At 71.7% G+C, this 25,748-nt stretch carries 22 protein-coding genes; 12 read left to right on the forward strand and 10 right to left on the reverse strand.

Going from position 1 to position 25,748, the window contains the following annotated elements; translation table 11 throughout:
- The 4 genes from BM076_RS36745 to BM076_RS22370 form a co-directional block, all read left to right on the forward strand.
- Positions 1-1,238 (forward strand): hypothetical protein (locus BM076_RS36745; RefSeq protein WP_093715457.1); only part of this gene is annotated, 1,238 nt, incomplete at its 5' end.
- 53 nt (positions 1,239-1,291) lie between these two features.
- Entirely contained in the window at positions 1,292-2,173 is an 882-nt protein-coding gene (locus BM076_RS22360) for a hypothetical protein (protein WP_093715458.1), read from the forward strand.
- Positions 2,174-2,256: 83 nt separating this feature from the next.
- Positions 2,257-3,078, forward strand: coding sequence for a hypothetical protein (locus BM076_RS22365; RefSeq protein ID WP_177246559.1), 822 nt, complete (start codon positions 2,257-2,259; stop codon positions 3,076-3,078).
- Positions 3,075-3,824 carry a hypothetical protein gene (locus tag BM076_RS22370; protein WP_093715459.1) on the forward strand — a complete coding sequence of 250 codons (750 nt, stop codon included), beginning with the start codon at positions 3,075-3,077 and terminating at the stop codon, positions 3,822-3,824. The genes BM076_RS22365 and BM076_RS22370 overlap by 4 nt, the downstream gene beginning before the upstream one ends.
- 72 nt (positions 3,825-3,896) lie before the next feature.
- Here BM076_RS22370 and BM076_RS22375 read toward each other — a convergent pair whose 3' ends face one another.
- A complete protein-coding gene (locus BM076_RS22375) occupies positions 3,897-4,835 on the reverse strand; it encodes an alpha/beta fold hydrolase (protein ID WP_093715460.1) in 939 nt (312 codons plus the stop codon).
- A gap of 391 nt (positions 4,836-5,226) precedes the next feature.
- Positions 5,227-5,919 (reverse strand): metal-dependent transcriptional regulator, encoded by a 693-nt coding sequence (locus tag BM076_RS22380; RefSeq protein WP_093715461.1) that lies wholly within the window; start codon positions 5,917-5,919, stop codon positions 5,227-5,229.
- 124 nt (positions 5,920-6,043) lie between these two features.
- Between BM076_RS22380 and BM076_RS22385 the strand changes: the two genes are divergently transcribed.
- Positions 6,044-6,805 carry an SIS domain-containing protein gene (locus tag BM076_RS22385; protein WP_093715462.1) on the forward strand — a complete coding sequence of 254 codons (762 nt, stop codon included), beginning with the start codon at positions 6,044-6,046 and terminating at the stop codon, positions 6,803-6,805.
- An 86-nt stretch (positions 6,806-6,891) separates the two neighbouring features.
- Here BM076_RS22385 and BM076_RS22390 read toward each other — a convergent pair whose 3' ends face one another.
- A complete protein-coding gene (locus tag BM076_RS22390; RefSeq protein ID WP_407640691.1) occupies positions 6,892-8,376 on the reverse strand; it encodes a PAS domain-containing protein in 1,485 nt (494 codons plus the stop codon).
- A 346-nt stretch (positions 8,377-8,722) separates the two neighbouring features.
- The gene (gene pdxH / locus BM076_RS22395) at positions 8,723-9,361 is read right to left on the reverse strand and encodes a pyridoxamine 5'-phosphate oxidase (protein ID WP_093715464.1); all 639 of its coding nucleotides are present in this window, start codon (positions 9,359-9,361) and stop codon (positions 8,723-8,725) included.
- Positions 9,362-9,728: 367 nt separating this feature from the next.
- Here pdxH and BM076_RS22400 point away from each other — a divergent pair, with 367 nt between their 5' ends.
- Entirely contained in the window at positions 9,729-10,829 is a 1,101-nt protein-coding gene (locus tag BM076_RS22400) for a citrate synthase 2 (protein WP_093715465.1), read from the forward strand.
- 75 nt (positions 10,830-10,904) lie between these two features.
- On the opposite strand, the gene BM076_RS22405 is transcribed toward BM076_RS22400, so the two are convergent.
- A complete protein-coding gene (locus BM076_RS22405; protein ID WP_245796226.1) occupies positions 10,905-13,928 on the reverse strand; it encodes an FAD-binding and (Fe-S)-binding domain-containing protein in 3,024 nt (1,007 codons plus the stop codon).
- Between the two features lie 126 nt (positions 13,929-14,054).
- On the opposite strand from BM076_RS22405, the gene serC reads away from it, so the two are divergent.
- Entirely contained in the window at positions 14,055-15,173 is a 1,119-nt protein-coding gene (serC, locus tag BM076_RS22410; RefSeq protein ID WP_093715617.1) for a phosphoserine transaminase, read from the forward strand.
- 93 nt (positions 15,174-15,266) lie between these two features.
- Here serC and BM076_RS22415 read toward each other — a convergent pair whose 3' ends face one another.
- Positions 15,267-16,307: an SdiA-regulated/phytase-like domain-containing protein gene (locus tag BM076_RS22415; RefSeq protein WP_093715466.1), complete on the reverse strand. Its 1,041-nt coding sequence runs from the start codon at positions 16,305-16,307 to the stop codon at positions 15,267-15,269.
- Between the two features lie 47 nt (positions 16,308-16,354).
- On the opposite strand from BM076_RS22415, the gene BM076_RS22420 reads away from it, so the two are divergent.
- On the forward strand, positions 16,355-17,035 hold the full coding sequence (locus BM076_RS22420) for a GDSL-type esterase/lipase family protein (RefSeq protein WP_177246560.1): 681 nt from the start codon (positions 16,355-16,357) through the stop codon (positions 17,033-17,035).
- A gap of 90 nt (positions 17,036-17,125) precedes the next feature.
- Positions 17,126-18,121, forward strand: a complete 996-nt coding sequence (locus tag BM076_RS22425; protein ID WP_093715468.1) for an aldo/keto reductase — start codon at positions 17,126-17,128, stop codon at positions 18,119-18,121.
- A 290-nt stretch (positions 18,122-18,411) separates the two neighbouring features.
- Here BM076_RS22425 and thpR read toward each other — a convergent pair whose 3' ends face one another.
- From thpR to BM076_RS22440, 3 genes are all read right to left on the reverse strand, one after another.
- Positions 18,412-18,987 carry an RNA 2',3'-cyclic phosphodiesterase gene (thpR, locus tag BM076_RS22430; RefSeq protein ID WP_093715469.1) on the reverse strand — a complete coding sequence of 192 codons (576 nt, stop codon included), beginning with the start codon at positions 18,985-18,987 and terminating at the stop codon, positions 18,412-18,414.
- Complete coding sequence (locus BM076_RS22435; protein ID WP_265737109.1) at positions 18,984-20,531, reverse strand: MFS transporter; 1,548 nt, start codon at positions 20,529-20,531, stop codon at positions 18,984-18,986. Before BM076_RS22435 ends, thpR begins: the two co-directional genes overlap by 4 nt.
- Positions 20,532-20,643: 112 nt before the next feature.
- The gene (locus BM076_RS22440; protein WP_093715618.1) at positions 20,644-21,021 is read right to left on the reverse strand and encodes a MarR family winged helix-turn-helix transcriptional regulator; all 378 of its coding nucleotides are present in this window, start codon (positions 21,019-21,021) and stop codon (positions 20,644-20,646) included.
- 206 nt (positions 21,022-21,227) lie between these two features.
- Here BM076_RS22440 and BM076_RS22445 point away from each other — a divergent pair, with 206 nt between their 5' ends.
- Positions 21,228-21,473 (forward strand): ribbon-helix-helix protein, CopG family, encoded by a 246-nt coding sequence (locus tag BM076_RS22445; protein ID WP_093715470.1) that lies wholly within the window; start codon positions 21,228-21,230, stop codon positions 21,471-21,473.
- On the opposite strand, the gene BM076_RS22450 is transcribed toward BM076_RS22445, so the two are convergent.
- Positions 21,443-22,852, reverse strand: a complete 1,410-nt coding sequence (locus BM076_RS22450; RefSeq protein WP_093715471.1) for an NCS2 family permease — start codon at positions 22,850-22,852, stop codon at positions 21,443-21,445. The genes BM076_RS22445 and BM076_RS22450 overlap by 31 nt on opposite strands.
- Positions 22,853-23,002: 150 nt before the next feature.
- On the opposite strand from BM076_RS22450, the gene BM076_RS22455 reads away from it, so the two are divergent.
- Complete coding sequence (locus BM076_RS22455) at positions 23,003-23,287, forward strand: DUF2530 domain-containing protein (protein WP_093715472.1); 285 nt, start codon at positions 23,003-23,005, stop codon at positions 23,285-23,287.
- A 30-nt stretch (positions 23,288-23,317) separates the two neighbouring features.
- Positions 23,318-25,717: an HAD-IC family P-type ATPase gene (locus tag BM076_RS22460; protein ID WP_093715473.1), complete on the forward strand. Its 2,400-nt coding sequence runs from the start codon at positions 23,318-23,320 to the stop codon at positions 25,715-25,717.
- Positions 25,718-25,748 lie beyond the last annotated feature (31 nt).

Consider the following 25,748-nt stretch of genomic DNA (forward strand, 5'->3'; position numbering starts at 1 on the left):
CCACCGTCTCCGAGCTGGACCGGCTGGACTGCGGCTACTGGAAGGGCGAGGCCGCCAAAGCCTTCATCTCCCACATCGACAGCGACGTCACCCCGCTGATCAAAAAGGCACACGACTCCTTCGGCCGCGCCTCCAGCGCACTGGGCCGCTGGGCCGACCAACTCCACGGCTTCCAGGACGAAGCCGACGCACTCGAACGCGAAGCCGCCACCAAACAAGGCACCCTCGACCACGCCAAAACCGCCGCCGGCATCCCGCCGGACGACGGCGCCCCGCACCCGCAACCCGAGGCGTCCCCCAACCCGGACCCCCACGCCGCAGCCGAGGCCAAGAAGAAACAGCAGGCCGTCACCGACGCCAACAACGCCTTGGACGGCGTACGCCACCGCGCCGAAGAACTCCACAACCGCTTCACCAACGCCGCCAACGCCATCAGCCACGACCTCGACAAAGCCGGCGACATCGCCCCCGACAAACCCGGCCTGTTCAGCCGCATGGTCCACGGCATCGAAGACGCCTGGAACGACACCGTCCAATGGGTCAAGGACCACGCCGACCTCATCAAACTCATCGGCGACCTCCTCAGCGACCTCAGCGGCATCCTCGGTGTCCTGGCGATCATCACGGCCCCGTTCGAGCCGCTCGGCGCGATCTTCGCCGCCGCGGCCGTCGTCACCAGCGCCGCCGCGCTGATCACCCATCTGATCGCCAAGGCCGCCGGCGCCGACGTGAGCTGGATGAGCATCGGCTTCGACGCACTCGGCGCGATACCCGGCATCGGCGCCTTCTCCAAGGGCGCCAAGGTGGCCGACGGCGCGATCGCCGCCACCCGCGCCGCCGAACTCGGCGAGGGATTCCGCGGCGTCACCACCATCGGCCGGAACTTCGTCGGCAAGGCGGGCGAATTCATCGCCGGCGGCAAGCAGATAAAACTCTTCGGGAACGTCAAGCTGGAGTTCGGCGGCTTCAAGACCGCCGGAAAGATCATCTCGGACGGCAAGATTATCAACCGTATGCAGATGGTTTCCGAGCAGCTCTACCACGGCGGCCAGTTGATCGGCACCAAGGGCATCAAAACCATCACCGGCGGCCGGGTGGCGATCGACGCGATGAGCAACGCGGGCCGCGCCATCGACGCCGGGCTCAAGCTCGCGCCGAAGCTGTACTCGATCCCCCAGCACATCGGCGACGCCGTCCACCTCGGCGACCGCTTCAACCAGGCGGCCACCGCCCACTGACCCGCACCCGTTCGACGAGCCCGCAGGAAGCGGCAGAGGAAAGGCGCACGACGATGGACTGGTATCCGGACGCGGACGAATCCACCCTGGTACGGACGCCGATCCGCTTCGCCACCGGTTACGCCCATCCGGTGCTGGGCTCGCGGTGGTTCAGGGACACCGACCGCCGCGACATCCAGGCGGAACTGCCCGGCTGGCCCGCCGGCCCCGCGTACACCCTGCATTCGAAGGCGACGCAGAAGGTGGACCGGGTCGGCGGCGGACTCCTCGGCGGCATCGTCACCGCGGCGCGGGTCGCCGTCGAGGCGGTGACCGGCGGCAACGCGGTGCAGGTCGGCGGCGCGTCCCGGTCGAAGCCGCAGGACCCGGCCAACGAGTCCGAGGACTTCCCGGTGATGTGGGCCGCGACCGGGACCGTGGCCCGTACCGTGCCGTGGCAGCTGGACCCCGGCCGCAGCCCGGAGCACACCCGGGTCGACGCGGTCGTCACCGAGCGCCGCTTCCTGCTGCTGGGCATCGGCCCCGATCTGACCGCGTCCGCCACCGTGCTGTGGGAGACCCCCCGGGACACGGTGGCCGGCGCCGAGCAACTGGCGTTCAGCGAGGGCGGGCACGATGTGCGGGTCACCTTCACCGACGGCTCCTGGGTACGGCTGTCCACCGGCGCCGCCGACAAGTTCGCCGGAGTGCTGGCCGAGCGCCGCAAGCTGCTGCCGGAGTCCGAACTGACCGCGGGGCAGCGCGAACGCCTGGCCCGTTTCGTCGGCGAACTGCCCGCCACCGCACAGCCGCCGAAGCTCTTCCGGCTGGCCAGCGGCATCGTCCTGGCCGAGGCCCAGGTCCCGGCGAAGGTCGGCAAGGGGCTGTTCGAGACCCACTCGATCCTGATGGGCGAGACCGGCGAGGCGGCCCGTCCGCAGCCCGGCGACCTCTGATCCGGGCCGTTCGCGTCCGCTCCTTCCCGGCCGGCCACAGAACGCAGACCGCAGACCTCCACCACCACTAGGCGATCCCACCCATGAGCACTCCTCCTTCCGAAGCCGTCACCCCCGACGCGTCGTCGTCCGACCCGGCACAGGACGCCGGCACGACGCAGGACACCGGTACAGCGCAGGACGCCGGTACGGCGCTGCTCGCCTTCGAGGCCAGCGACGTACCCCCGCTGAACTTCGTCGTCCCCGAGTCCTTCCACGGGCTGCCGATCGCGGCCACCCCCGAGGAACGCGCCGCGCTCGCCGAGACGTTCGTCCGCGACCTGTACCCGGAGGGCAGCGACGACCTGTGGACGCCCGCCGCCCCGTACTACGCGATGCTCGGCGAGGCGATGGGCGACCAGGGCCTCGCCTACTCCGCGATGGGCCTGTTCTCGATCGACGAGGGCATAGCCCACTGCTCCTTCACCGTCGCCGCGATCGCCTCCGACCACCCCTCCCCCGAGGTCGCCGCCCTCGGCATCCGGGAGATCCTGGTCCGCGAGGAGACCAATGACGCCCGCTGGATCGACCTGCCCTGCGGCCCCGCCGTCTCCTGCGTGACGCTGCGCGAGTACGTCATCGGCGCCGAACTCACCGCCAGCGGTGAGGAGGCCAAGCTCCAGATGGGCCAGATCCAGGTGTACGTGCCGTTCCCCACCGGCCCCTACACCGCCGTCTTCACCCTGGACACCGCGGCCATCAACTACTGGGGCGAATTCAGCGAGATGACCATGGCCATCCTGCGCAGCGTCAGCTTCGCGGACCCCGACGCCGAGGCGGATGCCGCCCCGACGGCCGGCACCGGGTCCGGGGCCGATGCCGGGACCGATGCCGGGACCGCGCTGCCGCAGCAGGCGGACCGGTGACGGACCCCGCACCCGGGCCGGCCGGGCGCCCCACCGGGTTCGCCCGCGTGTGGGAGGCGGGCCGTATCGGTGCCCCGACCCGTGGCGCCGCCTGGGCCCGTGGTGCCGTCACGCTGCTGTTCACCGTCGTGTCCACCGCCGGGGTCTCGATCGGCTGGGCTCACGCGACCTACGCGGGCAGCTTCGCGGTGGCGGGTGTCGCGCTCGTCGTGGTGGCCTCCTCGATCACGATGGTGCTGACGCTGTACTGGCTGCACGGCTCCTTCGGTCAGGTCCTGTGCGGTTTCCTCCTTCTGCTCTTCTGCATGATCGCGGGCGGTTTCGCCGTCTCCAACGCCCTGTTCGCGGCCCGCGGCGAGGTGTCCTCCGGTGTGATCACCGGCTACACGCACCGCACGACGCTGCGGACGTCCTGGGACGCGTGCCGGGTCCGGCTGGACAGCGGAGCCGCCGTGGACCGCGAGATCCGCTGCGGCCGGCCGAAGGTCGGCAAGCACGTCACCGTGACGCAGGACCCGTCGGGCCTGGCCGCCCCCGCCTTCAGCGACCGTACGGACGCCTCCCCCGTCCTGCCCGCGATCGTCGGCGGCGCCTTCGTCCTGCTCGCGGGCACCGTCCTGCGCGCCACCGCGACCGGCGAGCGCTACCGCCTGACCGGCACCGCCAGCCCCGCGCAGGCCCCGAACCCCGGCTACTACCCGCGGCGCCTCGCCTCTCCCGGATACGGCTCCCGCGCCACCTCCTGACCCGCCGTCAGCCCGCCCCGGCCCGACGTGCCCCTGCCGACGCGCCCCGGCCCGCCCGGTACTGACCCGCCGTCAGCAGCTCTCGGCCGACCCTGCCGCCTGCGGCTCCACCACTGCCCGCCGCAGAAAGTCCTCGACCGCCGCGTACCACGCCTCGGGCTGGTCCCACGGGACGAGATGGCCGGCGTCCGGGATCTCCGCGTAGCTGCCGCGCGGCAGTACCCGGACCATCTCCTGGGCCTCCGCGCGCCCCAGTTCGCCGTCCAGTCCGCGGACGACGAGGGCGGGGCAGGCGACCTGCGCCAGTTCGTCCCAGTGGGCGTCACGTATCCAGGGGTCACGGGAGCGCAGCAGATGGCGCGGGGCGTAGTGCGGGTGCCAGCCGTCGTCCCGCTCCTCCATGACCTCCGCGAAGAAGTCGCCCCTGACCGGATTCGGCGGATCCGCCCACGGGTCCTCGGCGCCGAACCACCGCCGCGCGTCGGCGAGGGTGTCGAAGGGCACCGGCCAGGAGCGCGTCCAGTCCTCCCACTCACGCTGCCCGGCCGCGCCGAGCGCCGACGCCCGCATGTCGCAGATGACCACCGCCGCCACCAGGTCCGGGCGGCTCACGGCGCACTGCCAGGCGGTGAGCGCCCCCATGGAGTGGCCGATGAGGGTGACAGGGGCGAGATCGAGCTGTTCGATCGCGGCGATGGCGTCGGCGGCGTACGCGTCCGGGGCGTACGGCCCCTCCGGCTTGCCGCTGCGGCCGTGTCCGCGCTGGTCCAGCGCGATCGTGCGGTAGCGCGGGGACAGCCGGCGGGCGGTCGGCGCCCAGTGCGAAGCGCGGCCGAGCAGGCCGTGCAGCAGGAGGACACCCGGCCGCCTGCCGCCGGGTCCCGGGCCGGCGGCTCCGGTCGTGACGCCGGCCGCATAGTCCCAGGCGGCGAGGCGGACGCCGCCCGCGCCGGTCACCTCGGTGCGCCGTGCCGTGTGCTGTGCTGTGTGCCGATCCGCATGCCGGTTCATGTGCCGCACCCCCTCCCGTAGCCGTCGTGTCCCGGTCCGGCCGGCGCGCTCGTACGCACCGGCTCCTTCACGACCCCACGCTATCGAACTTTTATTCGAACAAGCGCTTCACGCGCCCAACACCGCTCTTTCGAGTGACAACGCTCAAGGATTGGCCGGGCGGGCCGAGGGGAGGACTTCTGCGGGGCGCGGCACGCAGGGGAAGCGGGTCGCGGGAGGCACTCGGGAAGCTCGGGGTCCTGGGTGCTTCGGGGAGTCCTTGGGGAGGGACAGAGGGGGAGGAGAGGGGCCCCGGCGCCGTTGGGACGGCGCCGGGGCCCTCACCCGTTCCAGGGCATGGCACGGCGACGGTGGGCCCGGGGGCCCACCGCGCGGGCGCGGGGCCCGCGGCCTACCGCTTGGCGACGAAGACGTGCGAGGCGATCTCGGAGTCCAGCTCGGCCGCCTCGCCGCCGCTGCCGACCAGCACCCCGCCGGCCGACACCGTCACGCTCACCACGGCGCCCGGCTGCACACCGGCCCGCCGCAGCGTGTACATCACCTGGGCGTCCGTCTGGATCGGCTCGCCGATCCTGCGCACCACGACGCTCGCCCCGGCGGAACCGGGCGCCAGCTCGTTGAGACTGACCATGCCGTCCTCCAGGAAAGGATCGGCCTCGCCCTTCTCGCCCAGCTCCTCCAGGCCCGGGATCGGGTTCCCGTACGGCGACTCGGTCGGGTGCCGCAGCAGCTCGAGCACCCGGCGTTCCACCGCCTCGCTCATCACGTGCTCCCAGCGGCACGCCTCCGCGTGCACCTGCTCCCATTCCAGGCCGATCACGTCGACCAGCAGGCATTCGGCGATGCGGTGCTTGCGCATCACGCGAGTGGCGGTGCGGCGCCCCTCGTCGGTCAGCTCAAGGTGCCGGTCGTTGGCGACGTGCAGCAGCCCGTCGCGCTCCATCCGCGCCACCGTCTGGGAGACCGTCGGGCCGCTCTGGTCGAGCCGCTCGGCGATTCGGGCGCGCATGGGGACCACACCCTCCTCCTCCAGTTCCAGGATGGTGCGGAGATACATCTCCGTCGTGTCGATCAATCCGGACATGCGCGCCCCTCGTTTGTTCGTGCGTGGCCCTGACTCAATTCTGACGCATAGCGCCGACAACGGTCCCCGATCCGTTGCTCGCCCTTTCTTGACACGGACTCGCGGGGGCCGCACGGTGATCCGCATGAGTGAGCCCCGCGAGTCCCTGGCCGACCGTTACTTCGACGCCGCGATCACCTTGCTGCACCGGATCAGGGACGAGGAGGCCGCCGGGATCCAGGCCGCCGCGGACGCCATCGGCGACGCCATCGCCGCCGACGGGCGGGTGTTCGTGTTCGGCGCGGGACACTCCTCCCTGCCTGCTCAGGACGTGGTCTACCGGGCCGGCGGCCTCGCGCTGATCAATTTGCTGGCCGTGCCCGGCGTGGTCGGCGTGGACGTGATGCCGGCCACCTTGGGCAGCGCCCTGGAGCGGGTCGACGGGCTCGCGGGCGCCGTCCTGGACACCAGCCCGGTGCGGCCCGGTGACGTCCTGATCGTGATCTCGCTGTCCGGGCGCAACGCGCTGCCCGTGGAGATGGCGCAGAACGCCCGCGCGCTCGGCCTCACCGTGATCGGCGTCACATCGGTCGCGTACGCGAAGGAGACCAAATCGCGGCACGCGTCCGGCACCTTCCTCAAGGACCACTGCGACATCGTCCTCGATTCCAAGATCGCGGTCGGCGACGCCGAGCTGACCGATGAGGCCATCCCCGCGCCCTTCGCGCCCGCGTCCACCGTCGTCATCAGCGCCCTGATGCAAGCTGTTGTGGCGACCGCGGCCACCGGTCTCGCCGCCCGCGGCATCACCCCGCCCATGCTGCGCTCGGGCAATGTCGACGGCGGTCACGACTGGAACGGCCGGATCTTCGAGGAGTACCGGGACCGGATTTTCTTCCGCCACTGAGCGCCGCATATTGCGGCGGAAAACGGCGGGCGCGCACCTCATGAGCGGGCGCGCGTCCTTAGGTCGATCCCGGCGACAGATCCCGTTCAGCGGTCCCCGGTCAGCCCCGCCAGGTCCAGCGCCATGGCGACGCGCGCCGCGACGTCCTCCGCGTACGCCGCGTCCGCCCGGTCGAAGAGCCTGCGTCCCGAGCCGCGCAGGAAGGTGAGCGCGCCGACCGTACGGCCGCGGCTGCGCAGCACCGTGGCCAGGCCGTGCACGGTCCCCGCCGGCCAGCGCCTCGCGGCGGCCCATTCGTCGATCCGGGCCCTGGACGCCGACTCCTCGGCGGTCAGGGCGGCGTCCCCGGTCGTCGGACCGAAGCTGGCGCGTACGGTGCCGATCCGCTCCACGGCCTGGAGCACGGGGTGGGCGATGTCGTAGCCGACCGGGATGGAATTCTCCTCGACCGCCGCGGCCGGGCCCGGTTCGCCGACGGGCGTCTCGGCGATCCGGATCAGCCGCCCGGCGTCGTCGGCGATGTCGAGCAGGGCGTGGTCGGCGAAGCCCGCCAGCGCGAAATCCAGCTGCAAGGTGGCGGCTTCCAGGGCGCTCTCGCACTCGGCGGCGGCCCGGTCGGCCCGGTGCAGCTGCTGGTAGCGGAAGCGGACCTGTGCGCCGTCCTTCTCCAGCGCCTTCTGCCGGGTGATGTCAAGGAAGAGCCAGCCCACACCCAGGGGTACGGGTTCCTCGCCGAGCGGCGACCCCAGTCGGACGAAACCGCTGCGCCAGCAGCGCCGCGTACCGCTCGCGTCGCCCCGCAGGGTCACCCACAGGTCGGCGGTGGTGGGCGGCGCCCCTTCGGACAGGACGTGCTGCAGCGCGTTCTCCAGCTCTTCCACGCCCTGGGTGAGCAGATCGCCCAGCGGCCTGCCCAGCAGCGCGTCACGGCCGGTGCGCAGCAGGCGGGCGGCGTGCGCGTTGACCACGGCGGGGCGCAGATCGGCGTCGATCAGCACGACGCCCCAGGATGCGTCGGTGAACAGCACCTCGCTGAGCGCGATCGACCGTTCGAGGTCGATCTGCGCGTGTACCTCGGAGAAGGCGCAGTAGACACCGCTGGGCCGCCCGTCGGGGCCCTGGACGGCGGCGGACTGGGTGCGGACGAGCACCCGGCGGCCGTCCTTGGTGACGAGCGCGAATTCGTGCACCTGGCGGCCGGGGCCGTCCATGGTGGCGAGCAGGCGTTCCTCGACCTCCCGGGCGTCGGCCGAGCGTGCCGCCCAGCCGGCGAATCCGGCCCTGCCGATCGCGTCCTGCGCGGTCCAGCCCAGTATCCGGACGGCTTCGGAATTCCAGTGCGTGATCACACCTTGGCGGTCGAAGGCGCACAGGCCGGCCTCCATGCCGTCGAGCAGCGCCGCGAGCAGATGCCCGTCGCCCTCGTGTCCCGTGTGCTCCTCGGGGCCGTCACCCGCCCCACCAGGGGGAATGCCGCTGCCCGCCCCCTGGCTCCCGTGGCTCTCGCCACCACCATTGCCGCCACTGCCGCCGTCATCGAGCGGCTTTGATTGCGCGTCGAAAGGCTGCACGACACACCATTCAACTCCGGTGTGGGCTGCGTCACACGAGATTTCGATAAATCAGTTGTGCGGTTCCGGAGCGCTTCTTACTGTGGCTGGACACACGAAGGGAGGTGGTCTGAAGCATGAGTTGCACTCGGACACGTGAGGTGACTGCGGGCTAGTACCGCGCACTGGGCGTGCGCGATGCGCGCCAATCCCACGCAGTTCACCCGACCCGCGGGCTCGTCGGACTTGTCCGGCCGGTGCCCGGAGCCATTGGCTCCGGGGAGCAGCCCGCGGGTCGTTCGCGTTTCCCGCCGCCTAAGGCGCCGGGTAAGCCGCCGCCCTGTGTACCGGCCAAGGCGCCGTGCTCTCAGGGCGCCAGGCGTACGACGTCCCACCCGCCGTCCGGGCCGTGCGTGTAGCGCAGCCGGTCGTGCAGCCGGTTCTCCCGCCCCTGCCAGAATTCGACGCTCCGCGGCTCGACCCGGAAGCCGCCCCAGAAGGGCGGTACGGGCACGGTGGTGCCCTCCGGCCAGCGGGCGCGCAGCTCCTCGTACCGCCGCTCCAGCACCTCCCGCGAGGCCACCTCTGCGGACTGCTCGCTCGCCCAGGCGCCTACTTGCGAGCCGTACGGGCGGCTGTGGAAGTACGCCTCGGTCTCCTCCGCCGGCACGCGGACCGCCGTACCGCCGACGATCACCTGGCGGGCGATCGGATGCCACGGGAAGAGCAGCGACACCTGCGGGTTGGCGGCCAGTTCGCGGCCCTTTTTCGACGCGTAATTGCTGAAGAAAACGAATCCGCGCTGGTCATAACCCTTGAGCAGCACCGTACGGGAGCTGGGCGCACCGTCGGGTGCTGCCGTGGACACCACCATGGCGTTGGGTTCGGCGAGCGCGCCCTCGTCACGGGCCCGTACGGCGTCCGCGAACCAGCGGGCGAACTGCGCGTAGGGATCGGCCGCCAGCTCCGGTTCGGTCAGCCCGCCGGAGCGGTACTGCTCGCGCATCGCGGCGGGGTCCGCAGGTGCCGCGGCCGGATCGGCGGGCGCCGTCGCGGCCGGCTCCTGAGGTGCCGATTCCTGGGGCGTGTCATCTGGTTGTCGCACGACCACATCTTGCAGGACCGCGCCGCAGGGCGGCCGGACCGGCGAATGTGCCGGAACTCACCCTGTCCGCCGTGTCCGGCAGCCAGCAGAATTGTCCGGTCCGCCGCGGCCCCGGATGGAGCAGGGTGACATCCGCCGCCGCGGGGCATGACCGAGGGGTCGGCCCGTCCGGCACCCCCCTGCCCGCGCACCCCTGGGCACCGCCCGTTCCACTCATCAGGCACTGCCGCACCACCGCACTGTCGAGATCATCAAGAGGAGCCGCCTCATGTCCGACTTCGTACCCGGACTCGAGGGAGTCATCGCGTTCGAAACGGAGATCGCCGAGCCCGACAAGGAAGGCGGTTCGCTGCGCTACCGCGGTGTCGACATCGAGGATCTGGTCGGCCATGTGTCCTTCGGGAACGTGTGGGGCCTGCTGGTCGACGGGAAGTTCAACCCCGGTCTGCCGCCCGCCGAGCCCTTCCCCATCCCGGTGCACTCCGGCGACATCCGGGTCGACGTGCAGTCGGCGCTGGCGATGCTCGCCCCCGTGTGGGGCCTCAAGCCGCTGCTGGACATCGACGCGGAGGAGGCGCGCGACGACCTCGCGCGGGCGGCCGTGATGGCGCTGTCGTACGTCGCCCAGTCCGCGCGCGGCCAGGGGCTGCCCATGGTGCCGCAGAAGGAGATCGACAAGGCGCACTCCATCACCGAGCGGTTCATGATCCGCTGGCGCGGCGAGCCCGACCCCAAGCACGTCGCCGCCGTGGACGCGTACTGGACGTCGGCGGCCGAACACGGCATGAACGCCTCCACCTTCACCGCCCGCGTCATCGCCTCGACCGGCGCGGACGTCGCCGCGGCGCTGTCCGGCGCGGTCGGCGCCATGTCCGGGCCGCTGCACGGCGGCGCGCCGTCCCGAGTGCTCGGCATGATCGAGGAGATCGAGCGCACCGGCGACGCCGAGGCGTACGTGAAGGCCGCCCTCGACAAGGGTGAGCGTCTGATGGGCTTCGGCCACCGCGTCTACCGCGCCGAGGACCCGCGGGCGCGCGTCCTGCGGCGGACGGCCCGTGAACTGGGCGCGCCGCGCTACGAGGTCGCCGAGGCGCTGGAGAAGGCGGCCCTCGCCGAGCTGCACGCCCGCCGTCCCGACCGGGTGCTCGCCACGAACGTCGAGTTCTGGGCGGCGATCATGCTGGACTTCGCGGAGGTCCCGGCGCACATGTTCACCTCGATGTTCACCTGTGCCCGCACCGCCGGCTGGTCCGCCCACATCCTGGAGCAGAAACGTACCGGCCGCCTGGTGAGGCCGTCGGCACGCTACGTCGGCCCCGGCTCGCGCGGGCCGCAGGACATCGAGGGGTACGCGGGCATCGTGCACTGAGCGCACGGTCGCCGTATGTGAGCGGTGGGGCGCGGGGGACCGTCGACGGTCCCCCGCGCCCTTTTCGCGCTCCCGTCACCCGGCCCCGCCGGGCTCCTTCTCCCGTCCCCCACCCGGCGCCCCGTCCGGGCCCTCGTCCGCGTACTCGGCCGGTTCCTCGGCAGGGCCCCCGCCCGAGCCGCCGTCCAGACCCTCGGCGAGGAGTTCGGCCAGGTGCCGGGCCGTCACGCCGTCGCCGAGCTGGGCGATCTGGGTGCGGCAGGAGAAACCGTCCGCCAGCACCGCCGCGCCGGGCGCCGCGGCCCGTACGGCGGGCAGCAGCGCCTCTTCCGCGCAGGCCACGGACACCTCGTAATGCCCGGCCTCGAAGCCGAAGTTGCCCGCGAGGCCGCAGCAGCCGCCGGTCAGTTCCCCGGTGAGCCCGGCGCGTTCGCGCAGCCTGCGGTCGGCGGCGTCGCCGAGCACGGCGTGCTGGTGGCAGTGCGTCTGGCCGACGGCCGTACGGTTCAGGCGCGGTGGCGTCCAGTTCGGCGCGTACCGCTCCAGGGCCTCGGCGAAGGTGCGGACGGAGGCGGCGAGTGCGGCGGCGCGCGGCTCGTCGGGCCCGAGGAGTTCCGGCAGGTCGGTGCGGAGGGCCGCGGCGCAGCTGGGTTCGAGGACGACGAGCGGCAGACCCGCGTCGAGTACGGGCGCGAGCCGGTCGAGGGTACGGCGCATCACGGCCTTGGCGTGGCCGAGTTGGCCGGTGGACACCCAGGTCAGGCCGCAGCAGACGGCCGCGGGCGGGATCAGGACGCGCAGTCCCGCGGCTTCCATGACGCGGACCGCGGCGCGGCCGACCTCGGGCGAGAGGTGGTCGGTGAACGTGTCGGGCCACAGGACGACGGTGCGGCGCGGGTCCGGTCGGGCCTCGGATTCGGCGGATTCGCGGTCCCGGAAGACGTCCGGGAGCGTTCCCGCGCCGCCGGGTAGGGCCCGTGATTCCCACCATCGAGTGAAAGTCTCGGATGCCAGTTCGGGAATGGCGCGTTCGTCCGCGACGCCGCCGAAACGTTTTACGAGCCGGGCCAGCGGCCTGAACCTGACAAGTGCGTTGAGCGGCCGGGCGAGTGGCGCGGCGGCCCGAAGCCACACCGGGAGCCAGCCCATCGCATAGTGGGCGCGCGGCCGCGGCCGGTGCCGGTAGTGGTGGTGCAGGAATTCCGCTTTGTACGTGGCCATGTCGACCTCGACGGGGCAGTCGCTGCGGCAGCCCTTGCAGGAAAGGCACAGGTCGAGGGCGTCCCGCACCTCCCGCGAGCGCCATCCGTCGCGGATCACCTCGCCGGCCAGCATCTCGTGCAGCAGCCGCGCCCGGCCGCGGGTGGAGTGCTTCTCCTCGCCGGTGACGCGGAAGGACGGGCACATCACCGCGCTTCCCGCGCTGCCGGAAACGGCCGCTGTCGTACGGCATTTCGCGACTCCGACGCAGCGGCTGACGGCGGTCGGAAAATCTCCCCGGTCACCCGGATAGGTGAACTCGACATCGACCGGCCCGGCCGAAATCGGGGGCAGCGCGGCGAAGCGCAGGTTGCTATCAATGAGTCCGGGACGCACGAGCATCCCCGGATTCAGACCGCGGTCGGGATCCCAGAGGTCCTTGAAATCTGAAAAGAGTGCGATCATCTCCGGTCCGTACATCTTCGGCAGCAGTTCGGCGCGCGCCTGCCCGTCGCCGTGCTCGCCGGAGAGCGAACCGCCGTGCGACACCACCAGGTCGGCGGCGGCCTCGGAGAACCGGCGGAAGCGGGCGACCCCGGCCCGCTCCTTGAGGTCGAAGTCGATACGGACATGGACGCAGCCATCGCCGAAGTGTCCGTAGGGCGCGCCGCGCAGCCCGTGCTCGGCCAACAGGGCCCGGAATTCCCGGAGATAGCCGCCCAGCCGGGCCGGCGGGACCGCGCAGTCCTCCCAGCCCGGCCATGCCTCGCTGCCGTCGGGCATGCGCGTGGCGGTGCCCGCGGCGTCCTCCCTGATCCGCCACAGGGCGCGCTGCCTGGCGGGGTCCGCGACGACCTCGTGCGCGGTGCTGCCGTCCGCAGTACGGCACAGGTCGCGGGCCCTGGCCAGCGCGTCGTCCGGGTCGTCGCCGCCGACCTCGACGAACAGCCAGGCACCGCCGCGGGGCAGCGACCGACCCGCCGCCCCGACGAGGTCGGCCGCCATTCCCTCGACCGTCAACGGCCTTCGCGGCAGCAGGAGATGCGCGGCGTCCGCGGCGGCGCTCTCGTCGGGGTAGCCGAGCACCGCGAGCACCCGCGCGGCGGGCGGGCACACCAGCCGTACGGTCGCCTCGGTGAGGACGCCGAGGGTGCCTTCGCTGCCGGTGAAGGCCCGGGCGGCGTCGCGGCCGTGCTCGGGCAGCAGCCGATCCAGGGCGTAACCGGAGATGCGGCGCGGCAGTTCGGGGAATCCGGTGCGCAGCAGGGCCAGGTGCCGGTCGGCCAGGCCGCGCAGCCCGTCCCGGAGCCGGGCCGGGAGGGCGTCCGGCGCCGCGGACGCCGGATCGGCTTCGGCGCCGCCGAGGCGGGCGTGTTCACCGCGATAGGTGAGGACGTCCAGTGCTCGCACATTGTCCGCGGTGGTGCCCCAGGCCACCGAGTGCGAGCCGCAGGCGTTGTTGCCGATCATGCCGCCGAGGGTGCAGCGGCTGTGGGTGGAGGGGTCGGGGCCGAAGGTGAGGCCGTGCGCGGCGGCGGCCCCGCGCAGGTCGTCGAGGACGACGCCGGGCTGGACGCGGGCGGTGCGGGCGTCCGCGTCGATCGCGACGACGCGGTTCATGTGCCGGGTGAAGTCCAGGACAACCCCGATGCCGGTGGCCTGCCCGGCGATGGACGTCCCGCCGCCGCGCGGCACGACCGGCACCCCGTGGTCGCGGCACACTGCCAGTGCCGCGGCCACGTCCTCGGCGTCCGCCGGGGCGACCACGCCGAGCGGAACGCGACGGTAGTTCGAGGCGTCCATCGTCATGAGGGCGCGTGCTCCCGGGTCGAAGGCGACCTCGCCGCGTACCGCCGCCCGCAGTGCCCGCTGCACATCCCGTGCCAGACCAGCCGTCATGTGCCCAGCTTGCCCCGCCGGCGGTGCGGCGCGCCGCAGGGGCCGCGCGCCGCCGCAGGTCCCGGGGGCCGTCTCATCGGATGGAACGCTCCCGGAAACACGCCTGTGACGCACTACGCTGCGATCGTGGCCGATATCGAGATTCCCGCTGACATCAAGCCCGCCGACGGACGATTCGGGGCGGGCCCCTCCAAGGTGCGGACGGAGGCGCTCGCGGCGCTCGCCGCCACCGGCACGTCCCTGCTGGGCACCTCCCACCGGCAGGCGCCGGTGAAGAACCTGGTGGGCCAGGTCCGTGAGGGCGTCAAGCAGCTCTTCTCGCTGCCCGACGGCTATGAGGTGGTGCTCGGGAACGGCGGCTCGACCGCGTTCTGGGACATCGCCACCCACGGGCTGATCGACAGCAAGTCGCAGCACCTGTCCTTCGGCGAGTTCTCGTCGAAGTTCGCGAAGGCGGCGCAGCTCGCGCCGTGGCTCCAGGAGCCGACGATCGTGAAGTCGGAGCCGGGCACGCACCCGGAGCCGGTCGCCGAGGCGGGCGTGGACGTCTACGCCTTCACGCACAACGAGACGTCCACCGGTGTCGCCGCCCCGATCCGCCGGGTCGCGGGCGCGGACGACGGGGCCCTGGTCCTGGTGGACGCCACCTCGGGAGCCGGCGGCCTGCCGGTCGACATCACCGAGACGGACGTCTACTACTTCGCGCCGCAGAAGAACTTCGCGGCGGACGGCGGCCTGTGGGTCGCCGCCTTCTCCCCGGCCGCCCTGGAGCGCGCGGCCTCGGTCGCCGCGTCCGGCCGGCACATCCCCGCGTTCTTCGACCTGCCGACGGCGATCGACAACTCGGTGAAGAACCAGACGTACAACACCCCGGCGCTCGCCACGCTCTTCCTGCTCAAGGAGCAGCTGGAGTGGATCAACGGCCAGGGCGGTCTGGAGTGGGCGGTCAAGCGCACCGCCGACTCGGCGTCGCGGCTGTACGGGTGGGCGGAGAAGGCGTCCTTCGCGACGCCGTTCGTCGCGGACCCGGCGCAGCGCTCGCAGGTCATCGGCACCATCGACTTCGAGGACGGCATCGACGCGGCGGCCGTCGCGAAGGTGCTGCGGGCCAACGGCATCGTGGACACCGAGCCCTACCGCAAGCTGGGCCGCAACCAGCTGCGGGTGGCGATGTTCACCGCCGTCGACCCGGCGGACGTCGAGGCGCTGACCGCGTGCATCGACTACGTCATCGGGCAGCTCTGACCGCTGCTCCCCCGCACGACCCGCACAGCGGTGGCGCGACCCCGGCCGAGCAGGAGGGCCGGGGTCGCGCGTTCACCGGGTGAGCGACACGGGTCAGTCCCGGCGCCGGTCCCGGCTGCGACGCGCCAGCCTGCGGGCGCCCACACCGAGGGCGCCGATGGCGGCGAGGAAGGCGATACCGGCCACCTTGTTGCGGTTGCTGTGCGAGTCGGAGTCCTTCTCCGAGGTCGATCCCGTCGAACCGCCGGTGGACTTGGAACCGTCCGCCGAGGAGCCGGAATCGGTGGCGGCCGCACTGTCGGGCAGTTCGTCGCCGCTGAGCGGCGCGCGCCAGACATCGCTGTCCTTGCCCTCGCTGCCATACATCAGCGCGCGGCCGTCGGTGGTGAAGGTGACGGATTCGCCCTGCCGCTGCATCGGGACGTCGAGGCTGCCGATCTTGCGCGGGGCGCCGTCGACCCAGCGGTAGCCGGTGGCCCAGAAGTAGCCGCGCAGCACCAGGCGGGTGCCGTCCGGCGAGAAGGCGCCGTCGGTCACCCAAGGGACGTCGGCGATGCGGTGGAAGACATTGACACCGCCGGCGCTGAGCTTGGTGGGGCCGGCGTAGAGGGCGCCGCCGTCCTCGTTCTTGCTGGCGATGTAGACCCGGCCGGTCTTGGGCTGCACCATCAGCGCCTCGGCGTTGCGGGGCCCGGCGTCGTAACGGACGGTGTAGCGGGTGACGTCGACCGTGGCGTCGCGGAGCTGCTTGGGCTCGGGGAAGCGGTAGATCCACACCTCGGGCCAGCTGCCGCCCAGATTGTCGCCGATGTCCCCGACGTAGAGGTCACCGTCGGGGCCGAGGGATATCGCCTCCACATCCCGCGGTTTGATGCCGCGCATCGTCACCGTGGCGACGGTCTTGCCGGTGGCGGAGTCGACCGCGTAGACGTACGGGCCGTCGTCACTGTCGTTGTGCGTCCAGTAGATGCCGGGGTGGATCCGGCTGGCGGCCAGGCCGCTGGACTCGGTGATCCGCGGGTCGCTGATGGTGAAGGCGACCTTGGAGCCGCTGTCGGCGGCGGCCGGGGCGGCGACGCCGCAGGCCAGGGCGAGGGCGGCGCACGCGGCGGCCGTCGGGAGATACGCACGCATGGACCCCAGTGTCCCTGGTCGGCGGCCGGTCGGGGATGATGCCCGGCATGCGTTACCTCTTCGTCGGCGACTCCATGACCGTGGGCGCCGCGGGCGACTACACCTGGCGGTACCGCATGTGGCGGCACCTGAACGAGCTGGCGCAGCCGTTCACGGTGGTCGGACCGCGCACCACGCTCTACGACAGGACGGCCGACGCGGCGGTCTCCTCGGACTACGCGGACCCGTCCTTCCCGCTCCAGGCCCGGCGCCATCTGGCGGGCTGGGGCGAGGGCTGGCAGCACATGGTGCCGCTGATCGGTGACGCCGTGCGGGAGCACCGCCCCGACGTGCTGCTGATCTCGCTGGGCCTGATCGACCTCGGTTTCTACACCGACGCCGAGCAGACCGCGCGGAATGTGGAGCGCTTCATAGCGGCGGCCCGCGCGGAGGGGCCCGCACTGCGGATGGTGCTGCTGCCGGTCATCCCCAACACCCGGGCGGAGCTGGACCCGGGCTTCGCCGACCAGTGCGCGGAGCTGAACACACTGATGGCCAAGGCGGTCGCGGAGCTGGACTCCCCGGTCTCGCCGCTGCTGCTGGCCTCCCGGCCGGACGGTTACGACATCCAGCTCCACACGTACGACGGCACGCATCCCAATGCGGCGGGCGAGCACAAATTGGCGGCGGCGTTCGTGGACGCGATGTACCAGGCGTGGGACATCGGGGCGCCCTACAACGAGTTCTGAGCCGGCCGTTCCGCGCGGCCCCGCCGGGCCGGGGCGGGCCCGGCGATTGGCCCTTGATTCGAGCGCACTCCAAGAGCTTGGCTGATGGGTATGGAGTACACACAGCTCGGACGCACCGGCCTCAAGGTCAGCCGCCTGGTTCTCGGCACGATGAACTTCGGTCCGCAGACCGACGAGGCGGACAGCCACGCGATCATGGACGCCGCGCTCGCCGCGGGCGTCAACTACTTCGACACCGCCAATGTCTACGGCTGGGGCGAGAACAAGGGCCGTACCGAGGAGATCATCGGCACCTGGTTCGCCAAGGGCGGCGACCGTCGGGACAAGACGGTGCTGGCCACCAAGGTGTACGGGCACATGGGCACCGAGGAGACGCCCTGGCCCAATCACGACAAGCTCAGCGCGCTCAACATCCGGCGCGCCGTCGAGGCCAGTCTGAAGCGTCTGGGCACCGACTACATCGACGTCTACCAGTTCCACCACGTGGACCGGGCGACACCGTGGGAGGAGATCTGGCAGGCGATCGACGTCCTGGTCCAGCAGGGCAAGATCCTCTACGCCGGGTCCAGCAACTTCGCGGGCTGGCACATCGCGCAGGCCAATGAGGCGGCGGCGCGGCGCGGTTCGCTCGGGCTGATCACCGAGCAGTGCCTGTACAACCTGGCGGAGCGGCGGGCCGAGATGGAGGTCATCCCGGCGGCGCAGCACTACGGTCTCGGCGTGATCCCCTGGTCGCCGCTGCACGGCGGTCTGCTCGGCGGCGCGCTGCGCAAGCAGCGCGAGGGCGGCGGGTCGCGTTCCACCAGCGGGCGCAGCGCGGACGCGTTGCGGGACGACAAGCAGCGCGACCAGATCCAGGCTTACGAGGACCTGTGCGACAAGCACGGTCTGCAGCCCGGTGACGTCGGCCTGGCGTGGCTGCTCACCCGTCCGGGCGTGACCGGCCCGATCGTCGGCCCGCGCACCCAGGACCAGCTCGACTCGGCGCTGCGCGCGGTGGAGCTGGAGCTGTCGGAGGAGTTCCTGACGGCGCTCGACGAGATCTTCCCCGGCCCCGGGCCGTCCCCCGAGGCGTTCGCCTGGTGATGCGTCCGCTGTGAGCGGTCATGGGCCGGGCGAGCCGACGCCCCGGCCCGGAAAGCCCCGCGATCCCGGTGACGGACACGGGATCCGGTGGTCCTCGCGTCGCCGCCGCGGTTCAGCGCACCGCGGCGGCGACGACCACCACCACGAGCATCAGGACGAAGGCGGCGGTCATCACACGGGTACGGGTCTTGGGGTCCACACCCCGAGGTTAACGGTCCCCGGCCGCCGCCCCGGCGGGTGGGCCGGGCTGCGGTCCGGCGTCCGGGCCGCGAGGCCCCGGGCCGCGAGGGTCAGCGGGCCCGGCCGAGCGGCCAGGACGATTCCGTGGTGTAGCGGGGCTGCTCCCCCGGGGTGCCGGAGTGCGGCAGGGCGCTGCTGACCAGACAGAGGGTGCCGGCCGTCCAAGGTGCGCCGTGGAACGCGGCGAGGGCGTCGGCGAAGGGCCGCAGGCGGACGGGGCGGCCCCGGTGGGTGCGGGCCAGGGTCAGGTGGGGGCGGAAGCCGTGTTCCTCGTCGGCGGGCGCCCCGGCCCGGCGGGCAGCGGCGCGTACGGAGTCGGCGAGTGCGGCGAGCGCGGTGAGTTCGCCGTCGGCCCCGGTCCACAGGGCGCGGTCGCCGAACCGGCCGCCGCCGGACAGCCGCAGCTCGCACGGGGCGTGCCGGGCGGCGGCCCGGCCGAGGCGTTCGTGGAGTTCCGGCCGGACGTGCTCGGGCACCTCGCCGAGGAAGGCGAGGGTGAAGTGCCAGCTCTCCGAGGTCGTCCAGCGCAGCGCCGAGGCGTCGGGCAGGCGGCGCAGTGGGCCGACCGCGTCGGCGAGCTGGTCGGCGGCGGCCCGCGGGGGCAGTACCGCGACGAACAGCCTCATACGGCCGGGGTGAGCCGGGGTGCGGGCTCCTCGCCCTGGGGCGGCGTCGCCCCGTCCGTGGCGGGCCGCTCGCCCTCGCGGCCCGGCTCGTCACCGGAAGCGGCCTCTGTACGCGCCGCGGGGCCGTCTTCCGCCGCGCCGTCCTCCGCGCTGTCGTCCATCGGGACATCGGAGGCGGCACCACCGGGCCCACCGGGTGCACCGGCCGCACCGGAGGCGCCGTCACGGGGCACGAAGGCGAGCAGAGGCTCGCCCTTGCCGCGGCCCCGGCGGAGGTTGAGCTGCGGGCGCAGACCGCCGACCCGGGCCAGTACGAGGGCGACGGCGACGGCCGCGGCGGCGGAGACCAGGCCGCCGGAGAGGAAGCCGACGCGGGCGCCGTAGGTGTCGGTGACCCAGCCCATGACCGGTCCGCCGACCGGGGTGCCGCCGACGAAGACCATCATGTACAGGCTCATCACCCGGCCGCGCATGACGGGGTCGGTGGCGAGCTGGACGGAGGCGTTGGCGGTGGCGTTGAAGGTCATGCCGAAGATCCCGATCGGGATCAGCAGCAGCGCGAAGAGCCAGAACACCGGGGAGACGGCGGCGACGACCTCCAGCAGGCCGAAGGCGCAGGCCGTGGCGACCAGCATGCGCAGCCGGGTGCGGCTGCGGCGGGCGGCGAGCAGCGCGCCGATCAGGGAACCGGCCGCCATCAGCGTGTTGAACAGGCCGTAGGTGCCGGCGCCGCTGGAGAAGACCTTGTTGGCGAAGGCGGAGAGCCAGATCGGGAAGTTGAAGCCGAAGGTGCCGATGAAGCCGACGAGGACGATCGGCCAGATGAGTTCGGGGCGGCCGGCCACGTAGCGCAGGCCCTCGCGGAGCTGGCCCTTGCCGCGGGGGGCGCGTTCGATCTTGTGCAGCTCCGAGGTGCGCATCAGCAGCAGGCCGGTGAGCGGGGCCAGGAAGGACAGGCCGTTGAAGAGGAAGGCCCAGCCGCTGCCCACGGCGGTGATCAGCACACCGGCGACGGCGGGGCCGACGAGGCGGGCGGACTGGAAGTTCGCGGAGTTCAGCGAGACGGCGTTGCGTACGTGGTCGGGGCCGACCATCTCCACGACGAAAGTCTGCCGGGTGGGGTTGTCCACGACGGTGACCACGCCGAGCAGGAACGCGATCGTGTAGACGTGCCAGACCTGGACGACACCGCTGAGGGTGAGGCCGGCGAGCAGCAGTCCGAGGAGGCCGAGGACGGCCTGGGTGAGGATCAGGATCTGCCGCTTGGGGTAGCGGTCGGCGAGGACACCGCCGTAGAGGCCGAAGAGCAGCATCGGCAGGAACTGGAGCGCGGTGGTGATGCCCACCGCGAAGGACGAGCCGGTGATGCTGAGCACCAGCCAGTCCTGGGCGATCCGCGACATCCAGGTGCCGGTGTTGGACACCACGGCGCCGGTCGCGAAGAGCCGGTAGTTGCGGACCTTGAGCGAGCTGAAAGTGCCCGTCTTCTGCTCCGCGGGACGGTCAGGTTCGGTTGCGGCTTCTGGTCCGGCTGCCGAACTCAATCGGGTCTCGCCTCCCTTTCGACGGGTGCGTTGCGTTCATCGGGTCGTACAGATCCATCAGGTCGTACAGGTCCATCGGATCGTGCGGGTGCGGCGGGCCGAACAGGTGCCGTCACAGGTGGGCGAGCTTCTCCAGTACGGGGGCGGCCTGGCGGAGCACCGCCCGTTCCTCCTCGGACAGGCCCTCGGTGAGCTCGGCCAGCCAGGCGTTCCGCCGGTCGCGGCTCTCCGCGAGGATCGCCGCGGCCTGTTCCGTGCGGCTCACCACGACCTGGCGGCGGTCCTCGGGGTGCGGTTCCCTGCGGACCAGGCCCTTGGCCTCCAGCATCGCCACGATGCGGGTCATCGACGGCGGCTGGACGTGCTCCTTGCGGGCCAGTTCGCCGGGGGTGGCGGACCCGCAGCGGGCCAGGGTGCCCAGCACCGACATCTCGGTCGGGCTGAGCGTTTCGTCGACGCGCTGGTGGCGCAGCCGGCGGGAGAGCCGCATCACGGCACCGCGCAGCGTGTTGACGGCTGCGAGGTCGTCCTCGGACAGTTCGGTCACGGTGTTTAGGTTAGCTCATTACCTTACCTAAGCAAACTTTGGCCCACGCCTGCCCCACTCAACCCTCATGTGCCCTTATCTCACCCATACGGGTGAGATGGCGGCCGAAAGCCTCCCGCGGTACCGCCCCGGGCGGCGACCGTTGGCACATGGCATCGAGAGTGCTCAGCCTGCGCATAGACGCAGACCTGTGGGACCGGATCCGTGATCATGCCGCCAAACGCGGAATGAGCGCCCAGGACTATGTCGTCCAGGCGCTCGTCCGCGACGATTTCGACGAGCGGTTCAAGACCGCGGTCGACGAGACCGAACGCTTCTACGGGCAGGACGGGCCCCTGAACGCGTCCGCCCCGGCCCGCGACCCTCAGAGCAGGCCGAGCGCCGGCATCAGGTAGTAGAAGGCGAAGACCGCGGAGACCGCGTACAGCGCGACCGGCACCTCGCGCCCGCGGCCCGCGGCCAGCCGCAGCAGGCAGAAGCTCAGGAAGCCGATGCCGATGCCGTTGGTGATCGAGTAGGTGAAGGGCATCATCACCATCGTCAGGAACGCCGGCACCGCGATGGTGAAGTCGCTCCAGTCGATCTCCCGGACCGACCCGGCCAGGATCAGGAAGCCGACCGCGACCAGGGCGGGCGTGGCCGCCTGGGCCGGGACCATGGTGGCCAGCGGCGTGAAGAACAGCGCGAGCACGAACATCAGCCCGGTGACGATGCTGGCCAGGCCCGTCCTGGCGCCCTCGCCGACGCCCGCGGTGGACTCCACGAAGCAGGTGTTGGCGGACGAGGAAGTGGCGCCGCCGACGGCGGTGGCGATGCCGTCGATCATCAGCACCTTGTTCATGCCGGGCAGGTCGCCCTTCTCGTCCAGCAGGTCGGCCTCGTCGCTGACGCCGAGGATGGTGCCCATCGCGTCGAAGAAGCAGCTCAGCAGCACGGTGAAGACGAAGAGCACACCGGTGAGGACGCCGACGTGCTGGAAGCCGCCGAAGAGGCTGACCTTGCCGACGAGGCCGAAGTCAGGGGTGGCGACGGGGTTGCCGGGCCACTTGGGGACGGTCAGGCCCCACTTGGCGGCCGGGATGTCGGCGACGGCGTCCACGATCACCGCGAGCACCGTCATCGCGACGATGGAGATCAGGATCGCGCCCGCGACCTTGCGGATGATCAGCGCCAGGGTGAGCAGGGTGCCGATGATGAAGATCAGCACGGGCCAGCCGTTGAGGTGACCATCACCGCCGAGCTGCAGCGGGACGGTGGTGTGGGCGGCGTCCGGGATACGGGTGACGAAGCCGGAGTCGACCAGGCCGATCAGCATGATGAACAGGCCGATACCGATCGCGATGCCCTTGCGCAGGCCGAGCGGCACCGCGCTCATCACCCGCTCCCGCAGTCCGGTGGCGACCAGGATCATGATCGCGAAACCGGCGAGCACGACCATGCCCATCGCGTCCGGCCAGCTCATCTTCGGGGCGAGCTGGAGGGCGACCACCGTGTTCACGCCGAGCCCGGCGGCCAGCGCGATCGGCACATTGCCGATGACGCCCATCAGCAGGGTGGTGAGCGCCGCGGTGATCACGGTCGCGGTGACGAGCTGGCCGCCGACCAGGTGGTGGCCGTACTTGTCGGTGGCCGAGCCGAGGATGATCGGGTTGAGCACGATGATGTACGCCATCGCGAAGAAGGTGGCGAGGCCGCCGCGGATCTCCCGCGGGAGAGTGGACCCGCGCTCGGTGATCCGGAAATAGCGGTCAAGGCCGGGGACGGCGGGCGACATACGGGTCCTCAGGGTGCTCAACTTGGATGTTCATACGAACAGAATCAGCCACGGCGTGGCTGTTTCAGTATGAATAAACAACATGTCAAACACCATCTCCGCGCGTAGACACCGGTGTCGCAAGGCCCCGGCCCGCACTACGATGAGCGCATGAGCAGCAGCAAGACGCGGACGCCCCTGCGCGAGGCCCCGGAGCCGCTGGAGGCCAATGACGTGGCCACCGTGACGGTCGGCACCATCGTCTGGGCGGTGCTCTTCGTCGTGCAGCTCCCCTTCTACGGCTGGTACGACGACCACGGCCACACCTGGCTGATCTGGACCTGTCTGGCCGGGGCCGGGCTCGGTCTGGTCGGCCTGAAGTACGTCACCGCACGGCGGGACGCCATCCGCCGGGCCGCCGCGGCGCGCGGCCCGGAAGAGCCCTCCGCCGGGTAGAAGCGCCGGGCGCCACGTACCGTCGGACCCATGACGGAACGCACGGACACCGAGGTCGTCACCCGCAATACGGGACTGACCAGTGGCGAGGTCGCCGAACGCGTGGCGCGCGGCGAGGTCAATGACGTACCGGTACGCTCCTCCCGCTCCACGACCGAGATCGTCCGGGCCAATGTCTTCACCCGGTTCAACGCGATCATCGGCTTCCTCTTCCTGATCATCCTGGTGGTCGGCCCGATCCAGGACGGCCTGTTCGGCTTCGTGATCGTCGCCAACACCGCGATCGGCATCATCCAGGAGCTGCGCGCCAAGCGGACCCTGGACAGCCTGGCGGTGATCGGCGAGGCCAAGCCGTCGGTGCGGCGGGACGGTGCGTCGGCCGAGATCCACACCTCGGAGATCGTCCTCGGCGACCTGATCGAGCTGGGCCCCGGCGACAAGGTCGTGGTGGACGGCGTCATCGAGGAGGCCGACGGCCTGGAGATCGACGAGTCGCTGCTGACCGGCGAGGCCGATCCCGTACTCAAGCGGGCCGGCGACCAGGCGATGTCCGGCAGCTTCGTGGTCGCCGGCGGCGGCGCCTTCACCGCCACCAAGGTCGGCCGGGAGGCGTACGCGGCGCAGCTCGCCGACGAGGCGTCCCGCTTCACCCTGGTCAACTCCGAACTGCGCAACGGCATCAGCCAGATCCTCAAGTACGTGATGTGGATGATGGTGCCGACGGCGGTCGGCCTGATCATCAGCCAGTTCACGGTGGAGAGCCACGACGGCCGGGAGGCGGTGCGCCGCACGGTCGGCGGCATCGTGCCGATGGTGCCCGAGGGGCTGGTGCTGCTGACCTCGGTGGCCTTCGCGATCGGCGTGATCCGTCTTGGCCGCAAGCAGTGCCTGGTGCAGGAGCTGCCCGCGATCGAGGGCCTGGCCCGGGTGGACATCGTCTGCCTGGACAAGACCGGCACCCTCACCGAGGGCGGCATGGACGTCTCGGACCTGCGCCCGCTGGACGGCGCCGACCCGGACCACGTCGCCCGGGTGCTGAGCGCGCTCGGCGCCTCCGACCCGCGCCCCAACGCCAGCCTCCAGGCGATCATCGACGCCTACCCGAAGCCGGCCGACGCCGTGGACGGCAGTCCGGCGCCGGGCTGGCGCTGCACCGAGGCGCTGCCGTTCAGCTCCGCCCGCAAGTACAGCGGCGCCGCCTTCAACGAGCCCGACGGCACCAGCAGTACGTGGCTGCTGGGCGCGCCCGACGTGCTGCTGCCCGCCGGCCACGCCTCGCTCGCCGAGATCGACCAGCTCAACAACGAGGGCCTGCGGGTGCTGCTGCTGGCCCGTACCGACCGGGCGCTGGACGACCCGCGGGTGGCCGAGAGCGTCACCCCGTACGCGCTGGTGGTCCTCGAACAGCGGCTTCGGCCCGACGCCGGCGACACCCTGCGCTACTTCGCCGAGCAGAATGTGCAGACCAAGGTCATCTCCGGCGACAACGCGGTGTCGGTCGGCGCGGTCGCGGGCAAGCTCGGGCTGCCGGGCGCCGAGGAGCCGGTGGACGCCCGCCAACTGCCCACCGACCAGGGCGCGATGGCCCGGGTGCTGGAGAACGGCACGGTCTTCGGCCGGGTCACCCCGCAGCAGAAGCGGGACATGGTCGGCGCGCTCCAGTCCCGCGGCCACAATGTCGCGATGACCGGCGACGGCGTCAATGACGTGCTGGCCCTGAAGGACGCCGACATCGGCGTCTCGATGGGTTCCGGCTCGGAGGCCACCCGGGCCGTCGCGCAGATCGTGCTGCTCAACAACAGCTTCGCGACGCTGCCTTCGGTGGTCGCCGAGGGGCGCCGGGTGATCGGCAACATCACCCGGGTCGCCACGCTGTTCCTCACCAAGACCGTCTACTCGGTGCTGCTCGCGGTGCTGGTGGTGTGCTGGCAGGTGCCGTACCCGTTCCTGCCGCGGCACTTGACGCTGCTGTCCACGCTGACCATCGGCGTGCCCGCGTTCTTCCTGGCGCTGGCGCCCAACAAGGAGCGGGCCAGGCCGCATTTCGTGCGGCGCGTGATGCGCTATTCGGCGCCCGCCGGCATCATCTGCGGCATCGCGGCGATGCTGACGTATCTGCTGGCCCGCCACCACTACACCGGCAGCGGCTCGCTGGACGCGGAGACCAGCGCGGCGACGCTCACGCTGTTCCTCATGGAGGTGTGGGTGCTGGCGATCGTGGCCCGGCCCTACACCTGGTGGCGGATCGGGCTGGTGCTCGCGATGGGTGTCGGCTTCGTCATCGTGCTGGTCGTGCCGTGGTTGCAGGACTTCTTCGCACTGAAGCTGGTGGGGACGCAGATGCCGTGGACGGCGGTCGGCATCGCGGTGGCCGGCGGTGTGGTGCTGGAGTTCGTGTGGGCCTGGGTGCGGCGCCGCGACGCGGCGTGAGGTGGCTCCCGCACCGCCGTCGCACCCCGGT

It is taken from the genome of Actinacidiphila alni, from assembly GCF_900112845.1.
Taxonomy (GTDB): Bacteria; Actinomycetota; Actinomycetes; order Streptomycetales; family Streptomycetaceae; genus Actinacidiphila; species Actinacidiphila alni.

Coding starts and splice junctions, on each gene's coding strand:
- BM076_RS22360 (WP_093715458.1), top strand. CDS start 1,292: ATGGACTGGTATCCGGACGCGGACGAATCCACCCTGGTACGGACGCCG.
- BM076_RS22440 (WP_093715618.1), bottom strand. CDS start 21,021: ATGCGGCTCTCCCGCCGGCTGCGCCACCAGCGCGTCGACGAAACGCTC.
- BM076_RS22375 (WP_093715460.1), bottom strand. CDS start 4,835: ATGAACCGGCATGCGGATCGGCACACAGCACAGCACACGGCACGGCGC.
- BM076_RS22450 (WP_093715471.1), bottom strand. CDS start 22,852: ATGTCGCCCGCCGTCCCCGGCCTTGACCGCTATTTCCGGATCACCGAG.
- BM076_RS22405 (WP_245796226.1), bottom strand. CDS start 13,928: ATGACGGCTGGTCTGGCACGGGATGTGCAGCGGGCACTGCGGGCGGCG.
- BM076_RS22445 (WP_093715470.1), top strand. CDS start 21,228: ATGGCATCGAGAGTGCTCAGCCTGCGCATAGACGCAGACCTGTGGGAC.
- BM076_RS22385 (WP_093715462.1), top strand. CDS start 6,044: ATGAGTGAGCCCCGCGAGTCCCTGGCCGACCGTTACTTCGACGCCGCG.
- BM076_RS22415 (WP_093715466.1), bottom strand. CDS start 16,307: ATGCGTGCGTATCTCCCGACGGCCGCCGCGTGCGCCGCCCTCGCCCTG.
- BM076_RS22425 (WP_093715468.1), top strand. CDS start 17,126: ATGGAGTACACACAGCTCGGACGCACCGGCCTCAAGGTCAGCCGCCTG.
- thpR (WP_093715469.1), bottom strand. CDS start 18,987: ATGAGGCTGTTCGTCGCGGTACTGCCCCCGCGGGCCGCCGCCGACCAG.
- BM076_RS22460 (WP_093715473.1), top strand. CDS start 23,318: ATGACGGAACGCACGGACACCGAGGTCGTCACCCGCAATACGGGACTG.
- BM076_RS22380 (WP_093715461.1), bottom strand. CDS start 5,919: ATGTCCGGATTGATCGACACGACGGAGATGTATCTCCGCACCATCCTG.
- pdxH (WP_093715464.1), bottom strand. CDS start 9,361: ATGCGCGAGCAGTACCGCTCCGGCGGGCTGACCGAACCGGAGCTGGCG.
- BM076_RS22455 (WP_093715472.1), top strand. CDS start 23,003: ATGAGCAGCAGCAAGACGCGGACGCCCCTGCGCGAGGCCCCGGAGCCG.
- BM076_RS22365 (WP_177246559.1), top strand. CDS start 2,257: ATGAGCACTCCTCCTTCCGAAGCCGTCACCCCCGACGCGTCGTCGTCC.
- BM076_RS22400 (WP_093715465.1), top strand. CDS start 9,729: ATGTCCGACTTCGTACCCGGACTCGAGGGAGTCATCGCGTTCGAAACG.
- BM076_RS22420 (WP_177246560.1), top strand. CDS start 16,355: ATGCGTTACCTCTTCGTCGGCGACTCCATGACCGTGGGCGCCGCGGGC.